The sequence below is a fragment of the Paratissierella segnis genome, assembly GCF_014385195.1.
Taxonomy (GTDB): Bacteria; Bacillota; Clostridia; order Tissierellales; family Tissierellaceae; genus Paratissierella; species Paratissierella segnis.
In genome coordinates this window covers 252847-274114 of the sequence record NZ_JACRTG010000018.1, presented here as the reverse complement: position 1 = coordinate 274114, position 21268 = coordinate 252847, and the positions used below count along the sequence as shown (strand labels likewise).

General features: G+C 32.7%; 24 protein-coding genes and 1 tRNA gene. 2 read left to right on the top strand and 23 right to left on the bottom strand.

Annotated features, from left to right (window positions below; all coding sequences use genetic code 11):
- Nucleotides 1-6 precede the first annotated feature (6 nt).
- Together H8707_RS08580 and H8707_RS08575 are read right to left on the bottom strand one after the other, a co-directional pair.
- The gene (locus H8707_RS08580) at nucleotides 7-2103 is read right to left on the bottom strand and encodes a DUF4901 domain-containing protein (RefSeq protein ID WP_262429728.1); all 2097 of its coding nucleotides are present in this window, start codon (nucleotides 2101-2103) and stop codon (nucleotides 7-9) included.
- A gap of 10 nt (nucleotides 2104-2113) precedes the next feature.
- Complete coding sequence (locus tag H8707_RS08575) at nucleotides 2114-2503, bottom strand: ATP-binding protein (protein ID WP_262429727.1); 390 nt, start codon at nucleotides 2501-2503, stop codon at nucleotides 2114-2116.
- Between the two features lie 171 nt (nucleotides 2504-2674).
- On the opposite strand from H8707_RS08575, the gene rd reads away from it, so the two are divergent.
- Nucleotides 2675-2833 (top strand): rubredoxin, encoded by a 159-nt coding sequence (gene rd, locus H8707_RS08570; RefSeq protein WP_262429726.1) that lies wholly within the window; start codon nucleotides 2675-2677, stop codon nucleotides 2831-2833.
- Between the two features lie 25 nt (nucleotides 2834-2858).
- On the opposite strand, the gene yihA is transcribed toward rd, so the two are convergent.
- The 10 genes from yihA to H8707_RS08520 form a co-directional block, all read right to left on the bottom strand.
- Nucleotides 2859-3458, bottom strand: a complete 600-nt coding sequence (yihA, locus tag H8707_RS08565; RefSeq protein ID WP_262429725.1) for a ribosome biogenesis GTP-binding protein YihA/YsxC — start codon at nucleotides 3456-3458, stop codon at nucleotides 2859-2861.
- Entirely contained in the window at nucleotides 3445-5799 is a 2355-nt protein-coding gene (lon, locus tag H8707_RS08560) for an endopeptidase La (RefSeq protein WP_262429724.1), read from the bottom strand. The genes yihA and lon overlap by 14 nt, the downstream gene beginning before the upstream one ends.
- 48 nt (nucleotides 5800-5847) lie before the next feature.
- Nucleotides 5848-7125, bottom strand: coding sequence for an ATP-dependent Clp protease ATP-binding subunit ClpX (clpX, locus tag H8707_RS08555; RefSeq protein WP_262429723.1), 1278 nt, complete (start codon nucleotides 7123-7125; stop codon nucleotides 5848-5850).
- 12 nt (nucleotides 7126-7137) lie between these two features.
- Entirely contained in the window at nucleotides 7138-7737 is a 600-nt protein-coding gene (gene clpP / locus H8707_RS08550) for an ATP-dependent Clp endopeptidase proteolytic subunit ClpP (RefSeq protein ID WP_262429722.1), read from the bottom strand.
- A gap of 22 nt (nucleotides 7738-7759) precedes the next feature.
- Nucleotides 7760-9049: a trigger factor gene (gene tig, locus H8707_RS08545; RefSeq protein WP_262429721.1), complete on the bottom strand. Its 1290-nt coding sequence runs from the start codon at nucleotides 9047-9049 to the stop codon at nucleotides 7760-7762.
- Between the two features lie 113 nt (nucleotides 9050-9162).
- Nucleotides 9163-9243 (bottom strand) — tRNA-Leu (locus H8707_RS08540).
- Nucleotides 9244-9390: 147 nt separating this feature from the next.
- Nucleotides 9391-10224, bottom strand: a complete 834-nt coding sequence (locus tag H8707_RS08535) for a DegV family protein (protein ID WP_262429720.1) — start codon at nucleotides 10222-10224, stop codon at nucleotides 9391-9393.
- A gap of 26 nt (nucleotides 10225-10250) precedes the next feature.
- Nucleotides 10251-11594 (bottom strand): phosphoglucosamine mutase, encoded by a 1344-nt coding sequence (glmM, locus tag H8707_RS08530; RefSeq protein WP_262429719.1) that lies wholly within the window; start codon nucleotides 11592-11594, stop codon nucleotides 10251-10253.
- 182 nt (nucleotides 11595-11776) lie between these two features.
- On the bottom strand, nucleotides 11777-13111 hold the full coding sequence (locus tag H8707_RS08525) for a CCA tRNA nucleotidyltransferase (RefSeq protein ID WP_262429718.1): 1335 nt from the start codon (nucleotides 13109-13111) through the stop codon (nucleotides 11777-11779).
- Between the two features lie 233 nt (nucleotides 13112-13344).
- On the bottom strand, nucleotides 13345-13914 hold the full coding sequence (locus H8707_RS08520; protein ID WP_262429717.1) for a hypothetical protein: 570 nt from the start codon (nucleotides 13912-13914) through the stop codon (nucleotides 13345-13347).
- 203 nt (nucleotides 13915-14117) lie between these two features.
- On the opposite strand from H8707_RS08520, the gene H8707_RS08515 reads away from it, so the two are divergent.
- Nucleotides 14118-14372, top strand: coding sequence for a hypothetical protein (locus H8707_RS08515; RefSeq protein WP_262429716.1), 255 nt, complete (start codon nucleotides 14118-14120; stop codon nucleotides 14370-14372).
- Nucleotides 14373-14413: 41 nt separating this feature from the next.
- On the opposite strand, the gene H8707_RS08510 is transcribed toward H8707_RS08515, so the two are convergent.
- From H8707_RS08510 to fabG, 11 genes are all read right to left on the bottom strand, one after another.
- Complete coding sequence (locus tag H8707_RS08510) at nucleotides 14414-15283, bottom strand: DUF4367 domain-containing protein (RefSeq protein WP_262429715.1); 870 nt, start codon at nucleotides 15281-15283, stop codon at nucleotides 14414-14416.
- Nucleotides 15284-15334: 51 nt separating this feature from the next.
- A complete protein-coding gene (locus H8707_RS08505; RefSeq protein WP_262429714.1) occupies nucleotides 15335-15703 on the bottom strand; it encodes a sigma-70 RNA polymerase sigma factor region 4 domain-containing protein in 369 nt (122 codons plus the stop codon).
- 186 nt (nucleotides 15704-15889) lie between these two features.
- Nucleotides 15890-16048: a hypothetical protein gene (locus tag H8707_RS08500; RefSeq protein WP_262429713.1), complete on the bottom strand. Its 159-nt coding sequence runs from the start codon at nucleotides 16046-16048 to the stop codon at nucleotides 15890-15892.
- A gap of 49 nt (nucleotides 16049-16097) precedes the next feature.
- Nucleotides 16098-16430 (bottom strand): hypothetical protein, encoded by a 333-nt coding sequence (locus H8707_RS08495; RefSeq protein WP_262429712.1) that lies wholly within the window; start codon nucleotides 16428-16430, stop codon nucleotides 16098-16100.
- A 152-nt stretch (nucleotides 16431-16582) separates the two neighbouring features.
- Complete coding sequence (locus H8707_RS08490; RefSeq protein WP_262429711.1) at nucleotides 16583-17029, bottom strand: hypothetical protein; 447 nt, start codon at nucleotides 17027-17029, stop codon at nucleotides 16583-16585.
- 261 nt (nucleotides 17030-17290) lie between these two features.
- Nucleotides 17291-17797 (bottom strand): hypothetical protein, encoded by a 507-nt coding sequence (locus H8707_RS08485; protein WP_262429710.1) that lies wholly within the window; start codon nucleotides 17795-17797, stop codon nucleotides 17291-17293.
- Nucleotides 17709-18173 (bottom strand): TraX family protein, encoded by a 465-nt coding sequence (locus tag H8707_RS15265; protein WP_394354651.1) that lies wholly within the window; start codon nucleotides 18171-18173, stop codon nucleotides 17709-17711. Before H8707_RS15265 ends, H8707_RS08485 begins: the two co-directional genes overlap by 89 nt.
- A gap of 60 nt (nucleotides 18174-18233) precedes the next feature.
- Nucleotides 18234-18431, bottom strand: a complete 198-nt coding sequence (locus H8707_RS08480; RefSeq protein ID WP_262429709.1) for a hypothetical protein — start codon at nucleotides 18429-18431, stop codon at nucleotides 18234-18236.
- A 299-nt stretch (nucleotides 18432-18730) separates the two neighbouring features.
- A complete protein-coding gene (gene fabF, locus H8707_RS08475) occupies nucleotides 18731-19963 on the bottom strand; it encodes a beta-ketoacyl-ACP synthase II (RefSeq protein ID WP_262429708.1) in 1233 nt (410 codons plus the stop codon).
- A 19-nt stretch (nucleotides 19964-19982) separates the two neighbouring features.
- On the bottom strand, nucleotides 19983-20213 hold the full coding sequence (gene acpP, locus H8707_RS08470; RefSeq protein ID WP_262429707.1) for an acyl carrier protein: 231 nt from the start codon (nucleotides 20211-20213) through the stop codon (nucleotides 19983-19985).
- A 310-nt stretch (nucleotides 20214-20523) separates the two neighbouring features.
- Nucleotides 20524-21267, bottom strand: a complete 744-nt coding sequence (fabG, locus tag H8707_RS08465) for a 3-oxoacyl-[acyl-carrier-protein] reductase (protein ID WP_262429706.1) — start codon at nucleotides 21265-21267, stop codon at nucleotides 20524-20526.
- Nucleotide 21268 lies beyond the last annotated feature (1 nt).

Genomic DNA, 21268 nt, shown 5'->3' with positions numbered 1-21268 from the left:
TATCAATTAATTAAACAAGAATTCAAATATCATATTTGCCGCATCTTCCCGCTTAAGCTCATATTTTGGTTTAATATACCCTGTACCGTCTCCACTTATGATTTTTAGCCCATATGCTATATTCATATAACCTTTAAGGTCTTCTTCTATATCATTTCCATCCTTAAACAGCTCTTTATATATATTTGGTATCTCAGCCAGCTTTTCATATTTCATTGCCCGGACAATAAATTTGGCAGCTTCTTCTTTGGTAACTATCCTCTCTTGATTTTTTTCATCTTCTTTTATTATATTTTGTCTCGCTAACTCTTCATACACAATATCCAGATCGGCTTCCGTTTCTGTTCTATAAGGATTTGTTGATTTCCATAATAAATATAGAAAATCTTTTTGTTTAATTTTATCCTTTGGTTTAAATTTACCGTTACTAAATCCTATTCCATATTCTGCAAGCGCATTTATCTTATCTTTGGCATATGAATCTAAAATATCATCATAGTTGGGAATCTTGATTTCCTTGTAAGGAGCACCTGAATTGTCTAATATATCCCCTGTATGTGCATCTATGATACGAGGCTTATCTTTACTTATAGAATAGACCAACTTAATTGCCTTTTCATTCTCTCTATCTTTGCTGGAAATGGATGTATAATTTAAACCCAATCCTATTTTATCAAACAATGTTTCGTATGCCTTATCTATGGATATAATATTTTCTTTTGGCGGAAATTCTCCCTTATACCAGCTTATATTATATGAACTTATGTCCTTGTTTACAGCATCTATGCCTATGGAAATGCTATCTGACTCCACATAGATTTCATCAACCTTTCTTATAAAGTTGAAGTTATAATATTGCTGATCATCATCTACTGAGTTTTCCATATATTCGACTTCATCAACTTTTTCAGGATTGATTTTCTTTATATAATCTTTCACTATTTCCAAAGCTTCTGATTTTTTGATGATCGGCTTTGCATTTGCATCTATATTCCTATTTTTATAGAAGCTTATCAAATCCAGTGTTTTTGCATCTAATGATATATTTATATTATCATTTTTGTCCTTATTAGCATTTAAAAATCCTAAACGGTAGAAGAAATCATCGGAATTCTCATGGCTTGAATAAAGGTTATGATTTTGTAGCTTATAGGTATTATCAATCTTTAAGATTTCTCTTGCTTTTTTTTCAGCCTCTTTTACATCTTTAATTCCGCTTAATTTGTCTATCTCCCCTTGTTCTTCCGGAGTTATGATCGGCTCGCCGCCTTCACCTCCCATATCCATTGCCTTTTCATTCATTGCTCTATATATACCATAGTTAGATAGGATAATCGGTTTGCCAGTTACCGCATCTATTCCCTTTTCTTCACCAATATAGGAATAAGCCAGATAATATTTACTGTCTTTATCTGCATCCAACAGTCGTGAATACCTATTTCTATTTTTATATATTAATTTCAAACCTATATCCTTTATGTAAGCTTCTTTTGCACTTTCCGATGAAATAATATTTTCAGCCTTCGGAAACTCTAAGGCTCTTTCCCACTCAGCATAGTAAGATGATATGTTTCCTGTCTCAATATTTACATCGATACTAATCGTATTTTCACTATATGGGATATCACCTACTACCCTTATAAAATAAAAATTATAATTTTTATCCCATGTATTGATTGGATCTGTACTTGGTATAAGTTTAATTTCTTTAAAAATTATCGGATCAATTTTCTCTATAAATTCTAAAGCGGATTTCAGTGCCTCGTCTTTACTAATACTTGGCAGTTTTGGTGTTGATTCTTTCTCGTATCGAAAATATTTTTCAAAAGAGATAACATTTCCTTTTGAATCCGTCTGTATATTTATATTTGGTAATTTCACTTTAGAGTCTGTCCATTTTAAGAAAAAATTCACTTCGTTGTCGTATGAGTTAACTTGAGAAACAAATCCATCATAATCGTTTGAAATATCAAACAGCTCTTTCATCTTTAGTATAACACTTTCTAGAATCTTTTCACTTGTTTCTTGACCATACGCCCTTGATGGTACAATAAAACTAAAGACCATTGAACATATAAGCACAAAAATTAAAGTATTTTTCATCATATCCCTCCTAATGGAAATATTTAATTGCAACTACTCTATTTTTATCCACATAAAATTCATCCGATAACCCATTGACTATTACAAGTCCCCTGCCACAACATTTCAATTCCGTAGGATTATACGATTTTATATCATAGTCAATGCCTTCGCCTTCATCCTTAACTTCAATCTTGAGTTTATTGTCGACTACCTCCAAGCTAAGTGTAACGCATTTTGAACTCATACACTCATTACCGTGAAGTGCACCATTTACTATAAGTTCATTTAATATTATTCGTATATCAAACAAAATATCTCTATTTTGTATTATTCCTCCTAATAATTTTAATTTTTCATCAATAAAGGTTTTTATGATTTCCAAGTCGCTACACACTGTACCTTTATAAATATAGGGCATTTGATTCACATCCATATCATATAATTTTCTTTATATTTAATTTACCCAGATTTTAGTATTACTAATCTATTTACTTAATTTGAATATGCAAATAAATATAATGATTTTGCTGTTTAACTTTATGATTTTGAGGGTAAGATTTATATAATTAAATTTGAAGGGAGAATTGCTATGGATAGATGGGTATGTGGACCATGTGGATGGGTATATGATCCTGAAGAAGGAGATCCGGACGGAGGTATAGAACCGGGTGTAGCTTTTGAAGATCTACCCGAGGATTGGGTTTGTCCAATCTGCGGAGCCTCAAAAGAAGATTTTGAAAGGGAATAATACATAAAAGACCGGTGAAATTTTTTCACTGGTCTTTTTCTATCCCTAATATGGAGGTAAATCCATCCCAGACATATTCTACATTTATTTTTTTAGATGCAGAATAAGGTATAATCAAGTTGGTATCTTTTATATCAAGCTTATTTCTTATTATCTTTATATTTTTTTGCCAATTTGCTTTAGAAATCTTATCTACCTTTGTGGCTATGACATATCCGGTAAAACCATAGGACCTTATCCATTGATACATAATAAGATCTTGGCTTGTGGGTTCATGTCTTATATCTACTATCAATACAATCTCTTTAAGATTCTTTCTTGTTATTAGATATTCTTCTATTATTTTTCCCCATTTATCCTTTTCCGCCTTTGACACCTGCGCATATCCATATCCGGGCAAATCAACAAATCTAAATTCATCATTTATTATATAGAAATTTATAGTCCTTGTTTTTCCAGGCTTACCGCTGGTTCTGGCTAAATTGTTTCTATTCAGCATAGAATTTATAAATGAGGATTTGCCTACGTTTGATCTCCCTGCAAATGCTATTTCCGGTAATTCATCATACGGATATTGTTTCGGACTTACTGCCATGGCTTGCAAATCAGATTTAATGATTTTCATCTTTAGGCTCCTTTACCAATGCATTAGATAATACTTCTTCCATATTTCTAACCAATATCAAGTCCATTTTCTTTCTGATTTTTTCCGGAATATCCTCCAAGTCCTTTTTATTTTCTATCGGAATGAGTACCTTCTTGATTCCCATTCTATGGGCTGCCAAAACTTTTTCCTTGATTCCGCCAACAGCCAGTGCTCTGCCACGCAATGTGATTTCTCCTGTCATAGCAACATCCTTTTTAATAGGAGTATTTGATAATGCAGATATAACTGCAGTAGCCATCGTAATACCTGCTGATGGTCCATCCTTTGGAATTGCACCTTCAGGCACATGAATATGAATATCCATATCCTTATAGAAATCGTGTTCAATATTTAATATTTCACAGTTTGCTCTAATATAACTTATCCCCGCCATGGCTGACTCCTTCATTACATCTCCTAATTGACCGGTAAGCTGAAGTTTACCTGATCCCTTCATAATGTTCACTTCTATTGATAAGGTCTCTCCGCCTACAGTTGTCCATGCCAGCCCATTTGCTACTCCTATTTGATCTTCTGCTTCAAGAGTATCAAATCTGTATTTTTCTACTCCCAGATAATTCGATAAACTGCTTGAGTTTATTCTGACAACTTCTAAATTTTCTTCAACTATTCTCTTAGCGGCTTTTCTACAGATATTGGCTATGTTCCTTTCCAAATTACGGACTCCAGCTTCCCTTGTGTAATTATTTATGATATCCCTTACAGCATGTTCTGAAATTATAAGTTGGTTCTCTTTTAGCCCATGCTCTTTAATCTGTTTGGGGAGCAAATATCTCAATGCAATCTGCAGCTTCTCCTCCTCAGTATATCCGCTTATTCTAATGACTTCCATTCTATCTAAAAGGGGTGCGGGAATAGACGCAGTGGTGTTTGCTGTAGTTATAAACATAACCTTGGATAAATCAAATGGCACATCTAAAAAATGATCTGTAAATGTTATATTTTGTTCAGGATCAAGTACTTCAAGTAATCCGCTGGCAGGGTCTCCTGTATAATCACTATTCAGCTTGTCTATTTCATCAAATAAAAATACAGGGTTTTTGCTTCCTGCTTTTTTTATCTGACTTATCACTCTGCCCGGCATACTTCCTACATAAGTTCTTCTATGCCCTCTAATTTCAGCCTCATCTCTCAATCCACCTAAAGACATACGGACAAAATTTCGATTTAATGCTTTTGATATGGACTTTGCTATGGATGTCTTTCCAACCCCCGGAGGTCCGACTAAACAAAGTATCGGTCCTTTCATGCTGCTTGTAAGCTTTCTTATTGCAATAAATTCCAATATCCTTTCCTTTACATCCATAAGTCCATAGTGATCTTCATCCAAAATCTCTCTTGCCATCTTTATATCTATCTTTTCCTTGGTTTCCTTGCCCCAAGGCAATTCTACTATCCAATCCAGATATGTTCTAATAACGCCAACTTCAGCAGAATATGGAGAGGTCTTAGTTAGTCTGTCGACCTCTTTTAATGCCTTCTCTTTTACTTCCTTCGGCATTTTTATTCTATTGATTTTCGTCTTATAGTCTTCTACATCTAGAGTAATATCATCATCTTCACCTAATTCTTTTTGAATTGCCTTAAGCTGCTCCCTAAGATAATATTCCTTCTGTACTTTATTTATTTGTTTTTTTACTCTTTGATTTATTTTGTTCTCTATTTTTAGCAGTTCTACTTCTTTTTGAAGTATCACGTGCAATACTTCAAGCCTTTCATAAAAATCAAAGGTCTCAAGTATTTTCTGATTATCTTCTTGTTTTAATAAAACATATGAAGATATGACATCTGCCAATCTACCCGGATCCTCAATATCAGAAATTGTCATAAATACTTCGGAGGGCACCTTGCTGTTCAAAGAAATATAATCTTCCAAATCCTCCAGCACGAGTCTCATGGCAGCTTCTAACTCTTGACTTTTCTCTATTTGTTCATAATCATAAGTCAATTCTTCAACTTCTGCTATAAAACATGGATCCTCTTCGACTACCGTTTCTACTCTACCCCTATTTATACCTTCCACCAAAACCCTGATGCTCCCACCGGGCAGCTTTAATATCTGTTTGACCTTTGCAATTGTACCTACACGGTAAAAATCATCTGCCTTAGGGTCATCTACCTTGGAATCTATCTGTGTACATAATAGGATAGCTGTATCATCGATCATAGCCTTATCAATAGCCTGAATGGATTTATCCCTTCCCACATCAAAATGAATTACCATATGTGGAAAAATCGAAATCCCTCGAAGCGGTATTAATGGCAGGGTCTTCTTTTCAAGTTTATATATGTTTTCCATCTTGCCCCTCCCTTAACTTAAAAACAAAGGCTCACTATTTGTGAGCCTTTATGATGCAGATTCTTTACTGCTGTTTTTTTTCTGCCTACTTCTCTTTTTTCTATCGGAAAGCACTAAAGTAGGCTCGCTTCCTTTTTCGATGACATCATTTGTAACAATACATTTTTCTATATCATCTCTAGAAGGCATTTCATACATTATATCCAGCATTGCCTCTTCAATTATACTTCTTAACCCTCTGGCTCCCGTTTTTCTTTCTATTGCTTTTTTAGCAATCGATACTAAGGATTCCTCATCTATTTCCAATTCAACATCATCCATATTGAAAAGTTCCTTGTACTGTTTAACTAAAGAATTTTTTGGCTCAGTTAATATCCTAACCAAAGCGTCAATATCTAATTCTTCAAGGGTAACCAATACGGGAAGTCTACCTACAAACTCTGGAATCAGCCCATATTTGAGCAAATCTTCAGGCTGAATTTCCTTTAGGATATCCCCCATTTTCATGTCTGCCTGCGACTTGATATCTGCGCCAAAACCCATGGTCTTCTTCCCTACTCTGTTTTGGATTATATTATCCAATCCATCAAAAGCTCCGCCTACTATAAACAAGATATTTGTAGTGTCCACCTGTATAAATTCTTGATGCGGGTGTTTCCTTCCGCCTTGCGGAGGCACATTTGCAATAGTCCCTTCAAGAATCTTAAGCAGCGCTTGTTGTACGCCTTCACCGCTTACATCTCTTGTTATTGAAGGATTCTCAGATTTTTTGGCTATTTTATCAATCTCATCTATATAAACTATTCCCTTTTCAGCTCTCTCAATATCGTAGTCTGCTGCCTGTATTAGTTTTAGTATAATATTCTCAACATCTTCCCCAACATACCCCGCTTCTGTTAATGAGGTAGCATCTGCTATCGCAAATGGAACATTCAGAATTTTTGCTAAGGTTTGTGCAAGTAGCGTCTTACCGGAACCTGTTGGCCCTATCATTATTATATTGCTCTTCTGCAATTCCACATCATTAGGTTTTGTTTTTCTGTTTATCCTTTTATAATGGTTATAAACTGCCACAGCGAGGGCTCTTTTTGCTCTTTCCTGTTTGATGACATAATCATCAAGCGCTTCTTTAATTTTTAATGGCTTAGGTACCTCAGTCATGTCATAATCATATGTTTCTAAAAACTCTTCCTCGATTATTTCCTGACACAGTTCTATACATTCATTACAAATATATACATTTGGTCCAGCGATAAGCCTTCTTACTTGATCTTGCGGCTTGCCACAAAAAGAACATCGTAGCTGTTTATCATCATTTTTCGCCATGGACTCACCTCTTTATCTATCTATTTTTTTCTTTCTTTCTATCACTTCATCTATTATACCATATTCCACAGCTTCTTGTGCTGTCATATAATAGTCTCTATCTGTATCTTTTGCGATTCTATCTAAGGGCTGACCGGTTCTTTCAGCTAATATATCATTCAATCTTTCTCTTATCTGGATTATTTTTTCTGCTTGGATTCGAATATCCTCAGCTTGACCTTGAGTTCCGCCTAGAGGTTGGTGTATCATTATATCGGCATTTGGTAAAGCAAATCTCTTGCCTTTCGCTCCGGCAGCTAATAAAAATGCTCCCATACTAGCCGCTCTACCTATACAAATGGTAGATACATCGGATTTGATATATTGCATTGTATCATATATAGCAAAACCTGCGCTTACGGCACCTCCGGGACTGTTTATATATATTTGAATATCTTTATCCGGATCTTCAGCTTCAAGAAACAACAATTGCGCTACTGCTAATTCTGCTGTAACATCAGTAATTTCCGAACCTATAAATATTATTCTTTCCTTCAATAATCTTGAATAAATATCGTAGGATCTCTCTCCTCTATTAGTTTGTTCAATGACAATCGGTACTAATGATGACATTATATCCCTCCTATTATATCTATTATATAAATTTAACATTTGAAACAAGAAGATCTATTACCTTATTATTAATTATACCTTGATGTAGGAAGCTTAAATCTCCTTTTTTCATATTTTCTTTAAATTTCTCCTTATCGTCTTCTGCATATTGCTCTGATAATTTTTCAAGCTCAGCTTCTATATCTTCGTCTGTCGCTTCCATGTTCTCTTTCTTTCCAATAGCTTCAAGAACTAACTCGGTTTTAATTCTAGTTTCAAGATTAGGTCTAAATTGTTCTTTTAAATCATCTATACTGGAGTTTGTGATTTTTAAATAACTTTCAAAATCTAAACCTTGCATTCTCAATCTATATTCAAAATCCTTAACTTCATTTTCAAGTCGGGTCTCTATCATGCCCTCAGGAATCTCAACTTCTGAAGATTCAACCACCCTCTCAATTGCTCTATTTTCCGTGTCAGTTTTTTCTTTATTTTTCATGCTTTCTTCCAATTCTTTTTTTATGCTATCCTTATATTCTTGAAGAGTATCGTATTCACTGACATCCTTAGCAAACTCATCATCTAGATCCGGGAGTTCTTTTACTTTAACTCCGTGAATTTTTACTTTAAAAATAGCTTCTTTTCCTGCTAAATCCTCTGCATGGTAATCTTCCGGAAAAGTAACTTGGATTTCAACATCTTCTCCTTTATTTTTCCCAATCAATTGGTCTTCAAAGCCGGGAATAAAGGAATTTGAACCGATTTCAAGCTGATGATTTTCTGCTTTCCCGCCTGAAAAGGACTCTCCGTCCATAAATCCTTCATAATCAATAGTCAATATATCGCCTTTTTCAACTGTTCTGTCTTCAACCTCTATCAATCTGCTGTTTAAATCACGTGTCTCTTCCAGTTTTGCATCAATTAATTCATCCGTTACATTATACTCTATTTTCTCTAATTCTATACTTTGATAGTCTCCCAGTTTCACTTCAGGTTTTACATCTACTTCAACCTTTATAACAATGGGTTTCCCCTTTTCTATAGATTCTATATCTACTTCCGGAGAAGAAACAACTTCTAACCCTAAATCAGCTATTGCTAAATCATATGCTTCAGGAAGTATTTCGTTGATAGCATCTTCATAAAATATGCCTTCTCCATAATTCATTTCAATTATCTTCCTTGGAGTTTTTCCTCTTCTAAAGCCCGGAATATTGAATTTATTTCTGTTTCTTAGATATGTTTTTTGTACTGCTTCTTCAAATTTTTCAGTGCTTATTTCTATGTTAAAAAAAGCTCTGTTGTTTTCCTGTTTTTCTAAACTAAATTCCATTGGTGAACCCCCTAAATATTTTATCTCATCTTTAGCCACATTATTATACCATATTATTATAACAGAATAAACATAAAAAAACCAATGGCACACATCCACTGGTTTAAATCCAATGCGGGAAAGAGGACTTGAACCCCCACGTCAATGACACTAGATCCTAAGTCTAGCGCGTCTGCCAGTTCCGCCACTCCCGCATAATAAAAAAGTTTAAAAACTTTACTTAATAAGTATAAACAGCCAATGAGTATTTGTCAACAAGTTTTATTTAATTATTTTTATTTCTTTTGCCTTATTTTAAGACTCCACAGTTAAACCCTAATAATTGTAGACTATGAACCATCCTAAAATGCAAGTATTACTCCCCCATCATTTACATATGCTGTGCTTAATCCTTTTGTATCTACTATTATTATATCTTTAAAGTTATATTTCTTTAAATCTTCTTTTAAGTCTAATGCCTTTTGAAGCGCGTTTGCATGGGAAATAGCCAATATTCTATCCGAAAAGTTTACACCGGTTTCACCAATTATGTCAACAAGTCTCTTGAATGCTCTCTTGCTCCCTCTAACCTTTTCTATGGCTTCAATATTTCCATCTTGGGTCCCTCTCATTATAGGTTTTATGTTCAAAACATTGGCTATAAGCCCTTGAGTTTTCGAGATTCGACCATTTTTGATTAAATTGCTTAAATCTTCAGATATAAAATAAGTCTTCATTCCATCTATAAATGTTTCAACTTTTTCAACAATTTGGGAATTAGAAAGCTTTTCTTCTATATGCTCTTGTATTTTCATGGAAATTAGTGTCTCTCCTACACTGGCAGAACACGAGTTGAATACATGAACAAATTTATTTGGAAATTCCTCCAAGGTCATTTTTTTTGCCAGCAATGCGCTATTATAAGTTCCTGACAATTGTTCTGAAATTGTAACTACGAAAATACTGTCGCCTTCCTTATACTTTTCCGCAAAATTACCCGGAGATGGGCATGAAGTTTTAATTGGATATGGGCTATCGTGCATTGCCTTTATCAATTCATTAACATCCAAGTTTTTATCATCTACAAATGATTTGTCTTCCACATCTATTTTAAAAGGTATCAATTCAACGTCTAATACTTCTTCTAATTCAGGGTTTAAATCACAACTACTGTCTGCTACAATTTTATATTTCAATTTTACACTCCTATACATATATATTTTTATCCTAATTTAGACTCAATCAAAGTCGCTAGTTCTGTAGCTATCTTGGTTATTTCTTCTTGATCTTTCCCTTCAATCATTACTCTGATTAAGCTTTCTGTCCCTGATGGTCTGATTACAACTCTGCCTTCACCTTTGAATAACTTTTCAATCCTTTCGATTTCCGCTTTTATTTCCTCATCTTCCATATACTTATTTTTAAACTGATTATCAACTTCTGCATTTATCAAGACTTGAGGATAACTTTTCATTAGATTATTTAATTCCGACATGGATTTTTTCTTTGCTTGTTTTACCTCCAATAAATGAAGACCTGTTGCCAATCCATCCCCTGTGGTGTTGTATTCCAAAAATATAATATGTCCTGACTGTTCACCGCCAATTACATAGTCAGACTTTAACATTTCTTCTAAAACATATCTATCTCCAACTGTAGTTTTAACAATATTTATATTGTTTTCCTCGGAGTAAAGATCAAGACCTATATTTGTCATGATTGTTCCTACTATTGTATTGTTCTTTAATCTACCATTACCCTTTAGATATGTTCCGCAAATAGCTAAAATATGGTCTCCATCTATTAATTGTCCTTTTTCATCCACAGCGATTATTCTATCACCGTCGCCGTCAAAAGACAATCCTATGTCAGCGTTATTATCCAATACAAGTTTTTGAATTACTTCGGGATTTGTTGACCCGCATTTTTTGTTTATATTCATTCCATCGGGAATGTTATTTACCAATATTACTTGTCCATTAAGCTCCCTTATCACTTCCGGAGCTATTTTATAAAGTGCCCCATTCCCTGTGTCTATGGCAATCTTAAGGCCTGTTAAATCCACATTTATTGTATTTTTAAGATATTCTTTATAATCTTTTACTCCATTCTCTTCAATTATTACCCTGCCTATACCATCTTTGATTGGTCTGTTGTCAATCTTTTTATTGTTTAAAATTATATCTTCTATCTTTTCTTCTACTTCATCGGGAAGCTTTAGCCCTTCACTGCTAAAAAATTTGATCCCATTATATTCTCCGGGATTATGAGAGGCAGATATAACAACTCCGGCTATAGCTTCATATTTTCTTGTTAGATATGCAACTGCCGGAGTAGGTATGATGCCCAGCTTCAATACATCAAGTCCCATTGAACAAAATCCTGCAATTAATGCGGCTTCGAGCATATCCCCGGAAACTCTGGTGTCTTTCCCTATTGCTATTGTACCTTTTTTCCCTTCCGCCAATATATACGCTCCAGCTCTTCCTACATTATAGGCCAGTTCCGGAGTTAAATCCTTATTTGCAATGCCACGAACACCATCTGTTCCAAACAATTTACCCATAAATAATTTATACCCCCTTTTTCAATTCACAACTTAATACAATTCACAATTCACAATTCACAGTTCACAATTCACAGTTCACAATGCACAATTGACACTTAGGTCGAGTTTAAGGTCTTAAAAGAGGAGATCCTTCGTTAGTTAAGTTAATACTGCCATCTCAGGATGACATCCTGCAGTGATTACTTAAACTTTTCTTTCACAATTTCAATCAGCTTTTCTTTTTCATTTAACTCCGGGTTTTCCATTACTTTTTCCAAAAGATAATCCAATATCTCTCCTACAATTTTACCCTCTTTAAAATCCAAATCTATTATATCATTTCCATCAATATTTAGGTGATTTTTTTTATAAGGCTCATTAGCATTGAGTATTCTATGTATTTCTTCTTCTCTTTCAAGTAAAAATGTAATATCTGCATTGTCATTGGAGCATAATTTATCTGCTTTTTGCAATTCCAATAGGTTAAATATTTCTTCTTTGCCTACTCTATTTATTTGCCTTTTAATCCCTCTATCCTTCATATCGTTATGAAAACTCATGTGTTCCTTAATCATTATACTTACTTTATCAATCAATTCTCTGGAAGAATTGAGTCTTAATAGTGCTTCTTCAGCTATTTCGGTACCTAAGCGTTCATGCCCATAAAAATGACCTATGCCTTTTTCATCAACGCTTAAAGTATGAGGTTTCCCTATATCATGAAATAATGCTGCAAGTCTTATGCTCAACACAGGAGGTGTTTTATCCAGTACACACATTATATGCTCAAAAACGTCCTTATTATGATTAGGATTTTTTTGTTCAAAATTGATAGTGTCTATAAGTTCAGGAATTATAATCTCCAGTATATTTAAATCTTTCATCAATCTAATTCCATCTGATGGATTTTTTGACAATAGTATTTTGAATAACTCTTCCCTTATCCTTTCAGCACTTATACCGTTGAGAGTACCCCTTAAATCCTTACAAGCTTTATATGTATTTTCTTCGATTTCAAATCCCAATTGTGTAGAAAGTCGAACTGCTCTTAATATCCTAAGATGATCTTCTGTAAACCTTTCCTTTGGATTGCCTACACATCGGATTGTTTTGCATTCAATATCCTTTTGTCCATTAAACGGATCGATGATACCTTCTTTTTCATTATATGCAATGGCATTGATTGTAAAATCTCGTCTGCTCAAATCATCATAAACATCATCCGAAAAGAAAACTTCACTTGGTCGTCTGCCATCCAGATATTTCCCCTCAGATCTAAAAGTGGTGATTTCTGTATTGTTTCTTCCTTGTACCACTACTACCGTTCCAAATTGTTTCCCTACCAAAAGTGTTTTGTAATCCTTAAATGTTCTTTGGATTTCATCAGGATTTGCAGAGGTTGTGATATCATAGTCATGGGGAGTTTTCCCTAAAATCATATCTCTAACACACCCACCAACTACATATGCTTGATACCCTGCATTCTCTAATGCATTTAAAATTGTATTGATAAATTCCGGTATATAAAAATCCATTACAAACCTCCAAAGATATATATTCATAGTATAACATAGTATTAACAATTCACAATGCACAATTCACGCTCTTTTAATAAAATTTTTACTTTTATTACAATCCATAGTTCACAATACATAATTAACATAAAAAAGTGCCAAATAAAGATTTCTATCTCAATTGACACTCTAATTATTATTGGTTATTCCTATTTTTATTATTTCACTTACAATTCCTACTGGTTCATTGAAATTTAAATATTAAAAGGTGACTCCCCATATTCATTGTCTATTATCCTTTTGATTTTTTCTTCGTTTTCATCTGGTTGTAAAGTCTTACATGACTTTTCAAAATTAATAAAACCTGCATAATCATGGTTTACTATCTTCCAATCTCCGTTTATTTTCTTTAAAACAAATAAATTTTCTCCACTAGATATAAATTCGGGGTAATATCTTTCTTCCTCCAATTCCAATTCTAAATCTATTTGGGCAAAATCTCCGTTTATATTTATTTTCTTAATTATAAAATTTATTGGATAGATATTTTTATCGATATAGCAGTATTTCATGTCTTCCAAATATTTATTTTCAATTATGAGCCTTTTTAACGCAATAACTTTATTCTTATTTTGAATCTTATTCATATCCAAGAAAGGTTCTACATCACAGTATGTAAAACTAGAATATGCCTCATATTGTACAGAATAAAAGCTCTTAATGATATCTATCACTTCTTTTTCTTCCATAGAATAATTATCACACCCAACAAGATAACCTAAAATGAACAAAAATATTATCAATAGTATCATTTTATTTTTCATTAATTATCCCTCCAACCAATACTCTTTATATATATAACGATTTAAACATCATTTTCGGGACACAATTTTAAAAATATTTTTAAAAATATTTTTATCCTATTAATATTAACGAAAAAAGTTATGCTTTTACTGCAAATATTACAAAGATTTAAAAATATGTTATTATTAGAGTAGTTCCTATTCATCATACCGGAGGTGTGAAAATGATTAGTTTATGGAATAGAAAAGAAGTCTTTATAGGATATTCAATGAAGAATTTTAATAAATGTAGAGAAATACTTAATTTAAATAAAATAAGATATATATATAGAGTTGTAAATCCTCATGGTTCAAAATTTTTTGGCGCCAATAGAAGTTACAGATCTACATTTGGTGAAAAAATTGAATACGATTACGAGTACCATATTTATGTTCATAGAGATGATTATGAGAAAGCTATGAAGGTCATCAGGGTCTAATGGTCCCGTAAGTCCAAAAGATTACGAAATATCTTAAATTATCAATTATAGACAGAGTCAATTAGAGTTTTAGTTTCCTCCATCGATATTTCTCCTATAATCAAATATACTGTATTATTGTATACCCATGTCCCTTGAATATTGTCATAATTTTTCATTATATAGTGTTCTATATTATTTTTTTTATAGATTTCTACTTCGGAAGAATCTTTTTCTATAAGTGAATTATAATTTATATTTTCATCACCTTTATTGATGCTCAAATTAATAAGCAACTCTTTATTTTGATTCAAATAAACTACAGACAGTAGAACCTTCTTATCTAAGTCTGTCCTTTCTATATATTCTAGAGTATATCCTACAGGAATATAAGAAGGTAATATAGGTTTAGGTGCTATATCTTTTATTGCGTCATCTATATTATAATAAATTTTACTATCTACAAGTCCGTTTAAATTAGCACTATTATTATCTTTTCCATTTTCCCTACCTCTTACATCACCTTTTACATTAAAGTAAAATATTTCATTTCCCCACTTAGTTATCGTTTTAAGTATGTTGTATCCATTGGCGCTTGCTACAACACCGGTTATAAGCAGTAGTATAACAAATGATGCTGCGATTTTTCTGAAATTTTTCATAAATAGTCTTTTCTTTTTTATCTTTGACTCCAATTGTTTATACCTTTGCTCTGTCCTTCTATTCATCTCTTGAATCTTTTTCTCTGGAATATCCTCTATATCGTCAATTAGCTTTACCGTTTCTATACACTCATCAACTAAAGCCGTATCTATATCTATATCGTCTTTTTCTAGCTCTTCATATGTGTTTCTATACATCTTGTCTCTTATTGCGTCCTTGTTTTCCTTTGCTGATATTATTTTTAGAAATTCATCATTTATATCTTTCAATTCAATCCCTCCAATATACTAATGTCTTTAACCAATAAATCTTACAATTTTTTATTCCAAAGATTGATTGATTTCATCCAAGATGCAATTTTTAGCTATTTTTTGTACTTTAATTTTTAATCTATGTATTCTTGTATAAATTGCAGATATTGATATATTATACTTTTCCGCCAATTCACATACTGTTGAATTTTTTATAAAATAGTCGTCATAAAACTGATAATCCTTATCCTTAAGTTGTTTTAACACGTCACACATTAAATAATCTATATCAATTTCATCTTCATATATCTTGTCCAATTCATCTTCAATGGTTGTATTTAAATAAGCAAATTTTTCATTTACAGGATATATATATTTGTTTTTTGTATGATATTTTCTAACGGCATTATTTACTAGATTCTTTGCAGTCTGGTACAACCATCCCGTTCTTTCTATTCATTAGATTCACCCCTTATGTGTCCCCAACAATGAATTTAAGCATCCCTATTCCTGTTTTTATTATCTACCCAACTAGAGCTATTGGTATCTTATCTATTATTAAGAATATTTCCCAGCTGAAAAAATCACTAGAATCCGCTTAATTTTTGATTCTAATGATCTTATCTAATATTTCTTCAATAATATATTTGTATCATGTACTTCGTAGCCCCAAAATTTGGCACATATTTTCTTTTTTATTTTTAGCCCAAAATCATATGAATATATTTCGGCAAACTTCATATATTGAGCCATAGGGTTTCTGTAATCAATAATATAATACAATATATTGCCATAGGCTGCAATTCCTACTAGTTCTCCACCAAATGAAATATCAATTAAATGCCTCCGAAGCTTCTTTTTCAGGTAAAGAGTTAGGATCGGTAATTTCCCCCAAATCAGAACCTATCGGTTCAGTTTCAATATTAAAAGAAGAATTATCATTGTCTTTACATCCTCTTGTTGTTATAATCATATACCCTATATCAAGTTCAGGGTTTATATCTACGGATACATCAACATACTTGTCCATATATTTTTTTATTATTTCCGAATTGATTTCAATATCTTCTAGTTTGATATCATCACCGATAGCAAATCCTGCATTTGGCAATGCTACCACTACTAATAAAATACATAGACTTAAACTTAGAAATTTTTTAAACATCAATATAACCTCCCATTTCCTATTGTTAATTCAACCACACCATTTAATCTCTAGCATTCAACTTTTGTGGTCACTCTAGTTCTTAATGAAATCACCTCCTTATTTATTATGTGTAAATTCCTTATGAAGCTAATTACATTTTTGTTAGTTTACTATCTTTTTGCAGTTACTGAATTAGAATATCCTATCCTTGTGTCTGAGCCACTACCATCTCCTGCATAAAATTTGACCAATGCCCTATATGTTTCTCCTGTCTTCCCCTGATATGTAGATAAATAACTTGCAGTTGTTGAATTGTATCTATATACATCTTCATTTATTGTTTCTAATGTTTTCCATATACCATTTTCATATTTTTGGATTTTTATATATTCAAAGCCTAATTTATCTACTCTTTTTATAGTAAATAGTTCTGCGTATATCTCTACTTGTCCATTTTCTTTAGCTTCTATCTCTACACTATATGAAGAAATATATTTACTGGCAAAAGGTATTACCCCAAATTGATTATCTGCCAACCCAATACTGGGTAAACAAATCAAGCAAATTATCCCAGCTAACAAGATTATTTTAACTTTACTTACGAATACTTTTATCATCCTTATATCCTCCCTTATTAATATTTATCCCTTATATATACTAATGTAACATCACCCAGAATCTTACAAAACTTCTTATAATATTTTTAATAAGTTTTAAATTACATTGAAATTTTTGTGCAATTCCTAATTTAGAGTTTAATTTAAAAAAACTACTTTATTAGAAGTCAAAAAAATAAGAACTTACTCTGTGAGCCCTTATATTTTTATTATCATTTATAAATTCGTTTCATCATTAATTGACTTTCCAAACTTACGAGTTTATATAAATGCATTCAAATTACTTATTAAAAAAAGAGCTATTATGTGAAGTGGATAGAACAAATAAAAAAAGTACTTATATCCTTTCCCCTTTTTGCCGTTGTATAACATCATAAAAGGCAATGCAAATATCATACACCAATAATATGTATCGTACATTAAAGAATTATCTTTTATTCCCCCTGGCACGTAATTAAGCAGAAATATAAATGGTATCTCCAACAATTCACTCAAATCCCTGAATCCCATTCTACCTAATTTCCCCAATATTCTAGGTATGATATTTAAATAAAATAAAAGAGTGTATAGAATAGGGAATACAAACATGGTAATAGATAAATTAATCTTATTTTTCCTAGTAATATATAAACCAAGACCAAATATTACATATAATATACCTCCATCTAAAAAATGCATACTACCGAGAAGTGCTGCTAAAATATATTCGACAAAGTCCCCTCTTATCTTTGTTTGGAAAGATAAGAATAACATTATTGCAGATATCATTTGCCATAATAAAAATACCGATATATATATAACGCTTAGGATGACGCTTGACCCAATTATCATATAGCCATACTATAATTAGAATTATAAATAATACACGAAATATATTCATACCGATTAGTCGTGAATTTTTTAAGTGTAGAACACTAATGAAATAATTTAAAATTCCCATCAAAACGCTCGAAATATACATCCTGGAAATATATTTCTTTATATTACTTGTATATTCAAATCCCCATACCAAACAAAATATAAATAAAGGAGCCGATATCCTTCCTATCCAGCGAAATATCACAGGCATATCTGGGAAGGATAATCCTATATGGTCTATAATCATAGATATTACAGCTATTATTTTCAAAGTAGTTGTTGACATTTGCTAATCCTCCTCATAAAAATAGAACCTATCCTTATTAAAAGCTAGGTTTTGTTGTACCTAAGATTTAATATTTATGGTATAATCTGTATTAGGTTCTATAGTGGATACTCCTATGTTTTCTCTTGCTTGAAATTCTTCTGCCGAAACTCCCCCATCAACAAATCTTTTTTGCTCATTGCTAATTTCCGCAAATGCAAATACACATGAAGTCGTTATAAAAATGAATACGAAAGTTAACGAGATCAATCTCTTCAAAAAATTACCCCCTTCTTATTTTCTTTAGTTATATTCATTCGCCTCATACTACCATTTCAATTCCAATTGAAAGCATCCCCTTATTAGTATTTATCCCTTCATATATACTAATGTCACATCAGCCAGAATCTTACAAAACTTTTTATAACGAATAAGAAAATCCTACAATTTTGATTCTTTAATTTATGGGAGTTTCCGTTATGAGTTTCGAAATTTTGTGCAACTATCTATTTTAAGAATCTTTCCAAATTTAAAAAAAATCACTAGAATCAATTAATTTTTGACTCTAGTGATTTCTATCAATATTTTTTCAACAATATACTTGCATTATGCCCACCAAATCCCAAAGAATTTGATAGGGCGTATTTTATATCCTTTTTTACCGCTTTATTGGGCGTATAGTTTAAATCGCATTCCTCATCGGGTATTTCATAGTTGATAGTCGGAGGAATGATACCTTGTTTCAAAGTCAATGCCGTTGCAATAGCCTCAACCCCACCGGCAGCCCCCAATAGGTGTCCGGTCATGGATTTAGTGGAGCTAATATTTAAATCATATGCATGCTCTTTAAACAAATCCTTGATAGCATGCGTTTCTAACTTATCATTAAAATAAGTGGACGTTCCATGAGCGTTGATATAGCCTACTTCTTTATAATCCACGTTTCCTTCTTCCAAGGAAAACTTCATAGCATTTCTTGCCCCAATCGCCTCCGGATCGGGCTGAGTAATATGGAATGCATCTGATGTAGCCCCATATCCTGTGATTTCTGCATATATAGTTGCTCCTCTTTTAATAGCATGTTCCAGCTCCTCTATTACTAGAATTCCGGCTCCTTCTCCCATGATAAATCCATCTCTTCCTTTATCAAATGGCCGACTAGCCTTTTTAGGTTCATCATTTCTAGTTGATAGTGCTTTCATAGAGCTAAAACCTGCTAATGAAAGAGGTGTAATAGAGCTTTCCGTACCTCCGGTAACCGCCATATCCAGGATTCCAAATTTTATCATTCTAAAGGCTTCACCTATTGCATTGGTAGCTGATGCGCAGGCGGTTGTGATACCTATTGATGCTCCCTTAAGTCCGAAGGCCATAGAGATTTGCCCTGCTGCCATATTTGATATCATCATTGGAATAAACAACGGACTTACTCTATCCGGACCCTTTTCCATATATTTTTCTTTTTCAACCTCAAAGGTCTCCATGCCACCGATTCCAGAACCTATAATAGTTCCAATCCTTTCTTTATTTAAGTTTCTTAAGGCAATATTTCCATCATTAATAGCTAAGTGAGTTGCAGCCACCGCGTATTGTGCAAATCTATCCATACGTCTTGAACTTTTTTTGTCTATAAAATCTTGAGGATTAAAATCCTTTACTTCACCTGCAATTTTTGTTTCATGCTTATCTATATCAAATCTTGTGATATATCCTATACCTGATTTACCTTGTATAAGGGAATCCCAAAAGCTTTCTTTTCCTATACCTATGGGAGTTATTGCTCCCATTCCTGTTATCACAACTCTTTTCATTTTTACCCCCTTATTATAATTAGGAGATTTTTAATTCCAAGTACTTGACAATATCACCTATATTTTTGAAACTCTCTGCATCTTCATCAGGAATAGATACCCCAAATTCATCTTCTAACGCCATAATTATCTCTACTGCATCCAATGAGTCTGCTTCTAAGTCACTCATCATGGATGTTTCCATTGTTATTTTTTCTATATCTTCGTCTAATTGTTCTGCTACTATATTTTTTACTTTTTCAAATATCATTTCAAATCCTCCTATTAATTAATTGACAGTTGACAATGGACAATTTAAAACCTTAATTCAATGCTCGTGTCATCCTGAGCTTTAGCGATTGATCCATACTTTGTACATTGCACATACTAATATGGGATGCTTCACTGCGTTCAGCATGACTCAAGCACTCATTATCCTGCCTTTTTCGTTATTCACTGTTAACTGTTAGTTGTTAGCTGTTAACTTGTTTTTGTTATTCACTATTCACTATTCACTTGTTTGAGTTTACTTCTGATTTGTTTTTTATCTTTTAGTTGTCCATTGTCCATTTTCAATTGACTTATATCGCCATTCCACCGTCTACTTTGATTACTTCCCCTGTGATATAATCCGATTCTTCATTTGCTAAGAAATTGACTACATGGCTTATATCTTTAGGGGTCCCAAAGTGATTAAGTGGAATACTATTTAACATTGATTTTTTAATATCATCTTTTAATATATCAGTCATTTCTGTCTGTATAAAACCCGGTGCTATTGCATTCACTCGAATTCCTCGGGAAGCTAATTCCTTTGCCATGGATTTTGTAAACCCTATTATCCCAGCTTTTGATGCTGAATAATTTCCCTGACCGGGATTTCCTGTTATTCCAACCACAGAGGATATATTTATTATCTTCCCATATTTCTTCTTCATCATACCTCGAGTAACTGCCTTTGTGCATAAGAATACCCCTTTTAAATTCACATTCATTACTTCATCCCAATCATTTGGACTCATTCTAATCAGTAAATTATCCTTTGTTATCCCTGCATTATTGACTAAAATATCTATACCTCCAAGTTCCTTTTCTACCAAATTCACAATTGAATTTACATCTTCTTCTACACTTACGTCCCCTTTAACAGCTACTGCTTTAACCCCATTTTTGATTAACTCTTCTGTCAATTCCTGTGCCTTTGTTGAATTTGAATTATAGGTTATTGCAATATCTGCACCTAGTTTTGAAAATCCTATTGCTATTTCTCTTCCGATTCCCCTGCTTCCGCCCGTTACAAGTGCTACTTTGCCTTTTAGATCCATA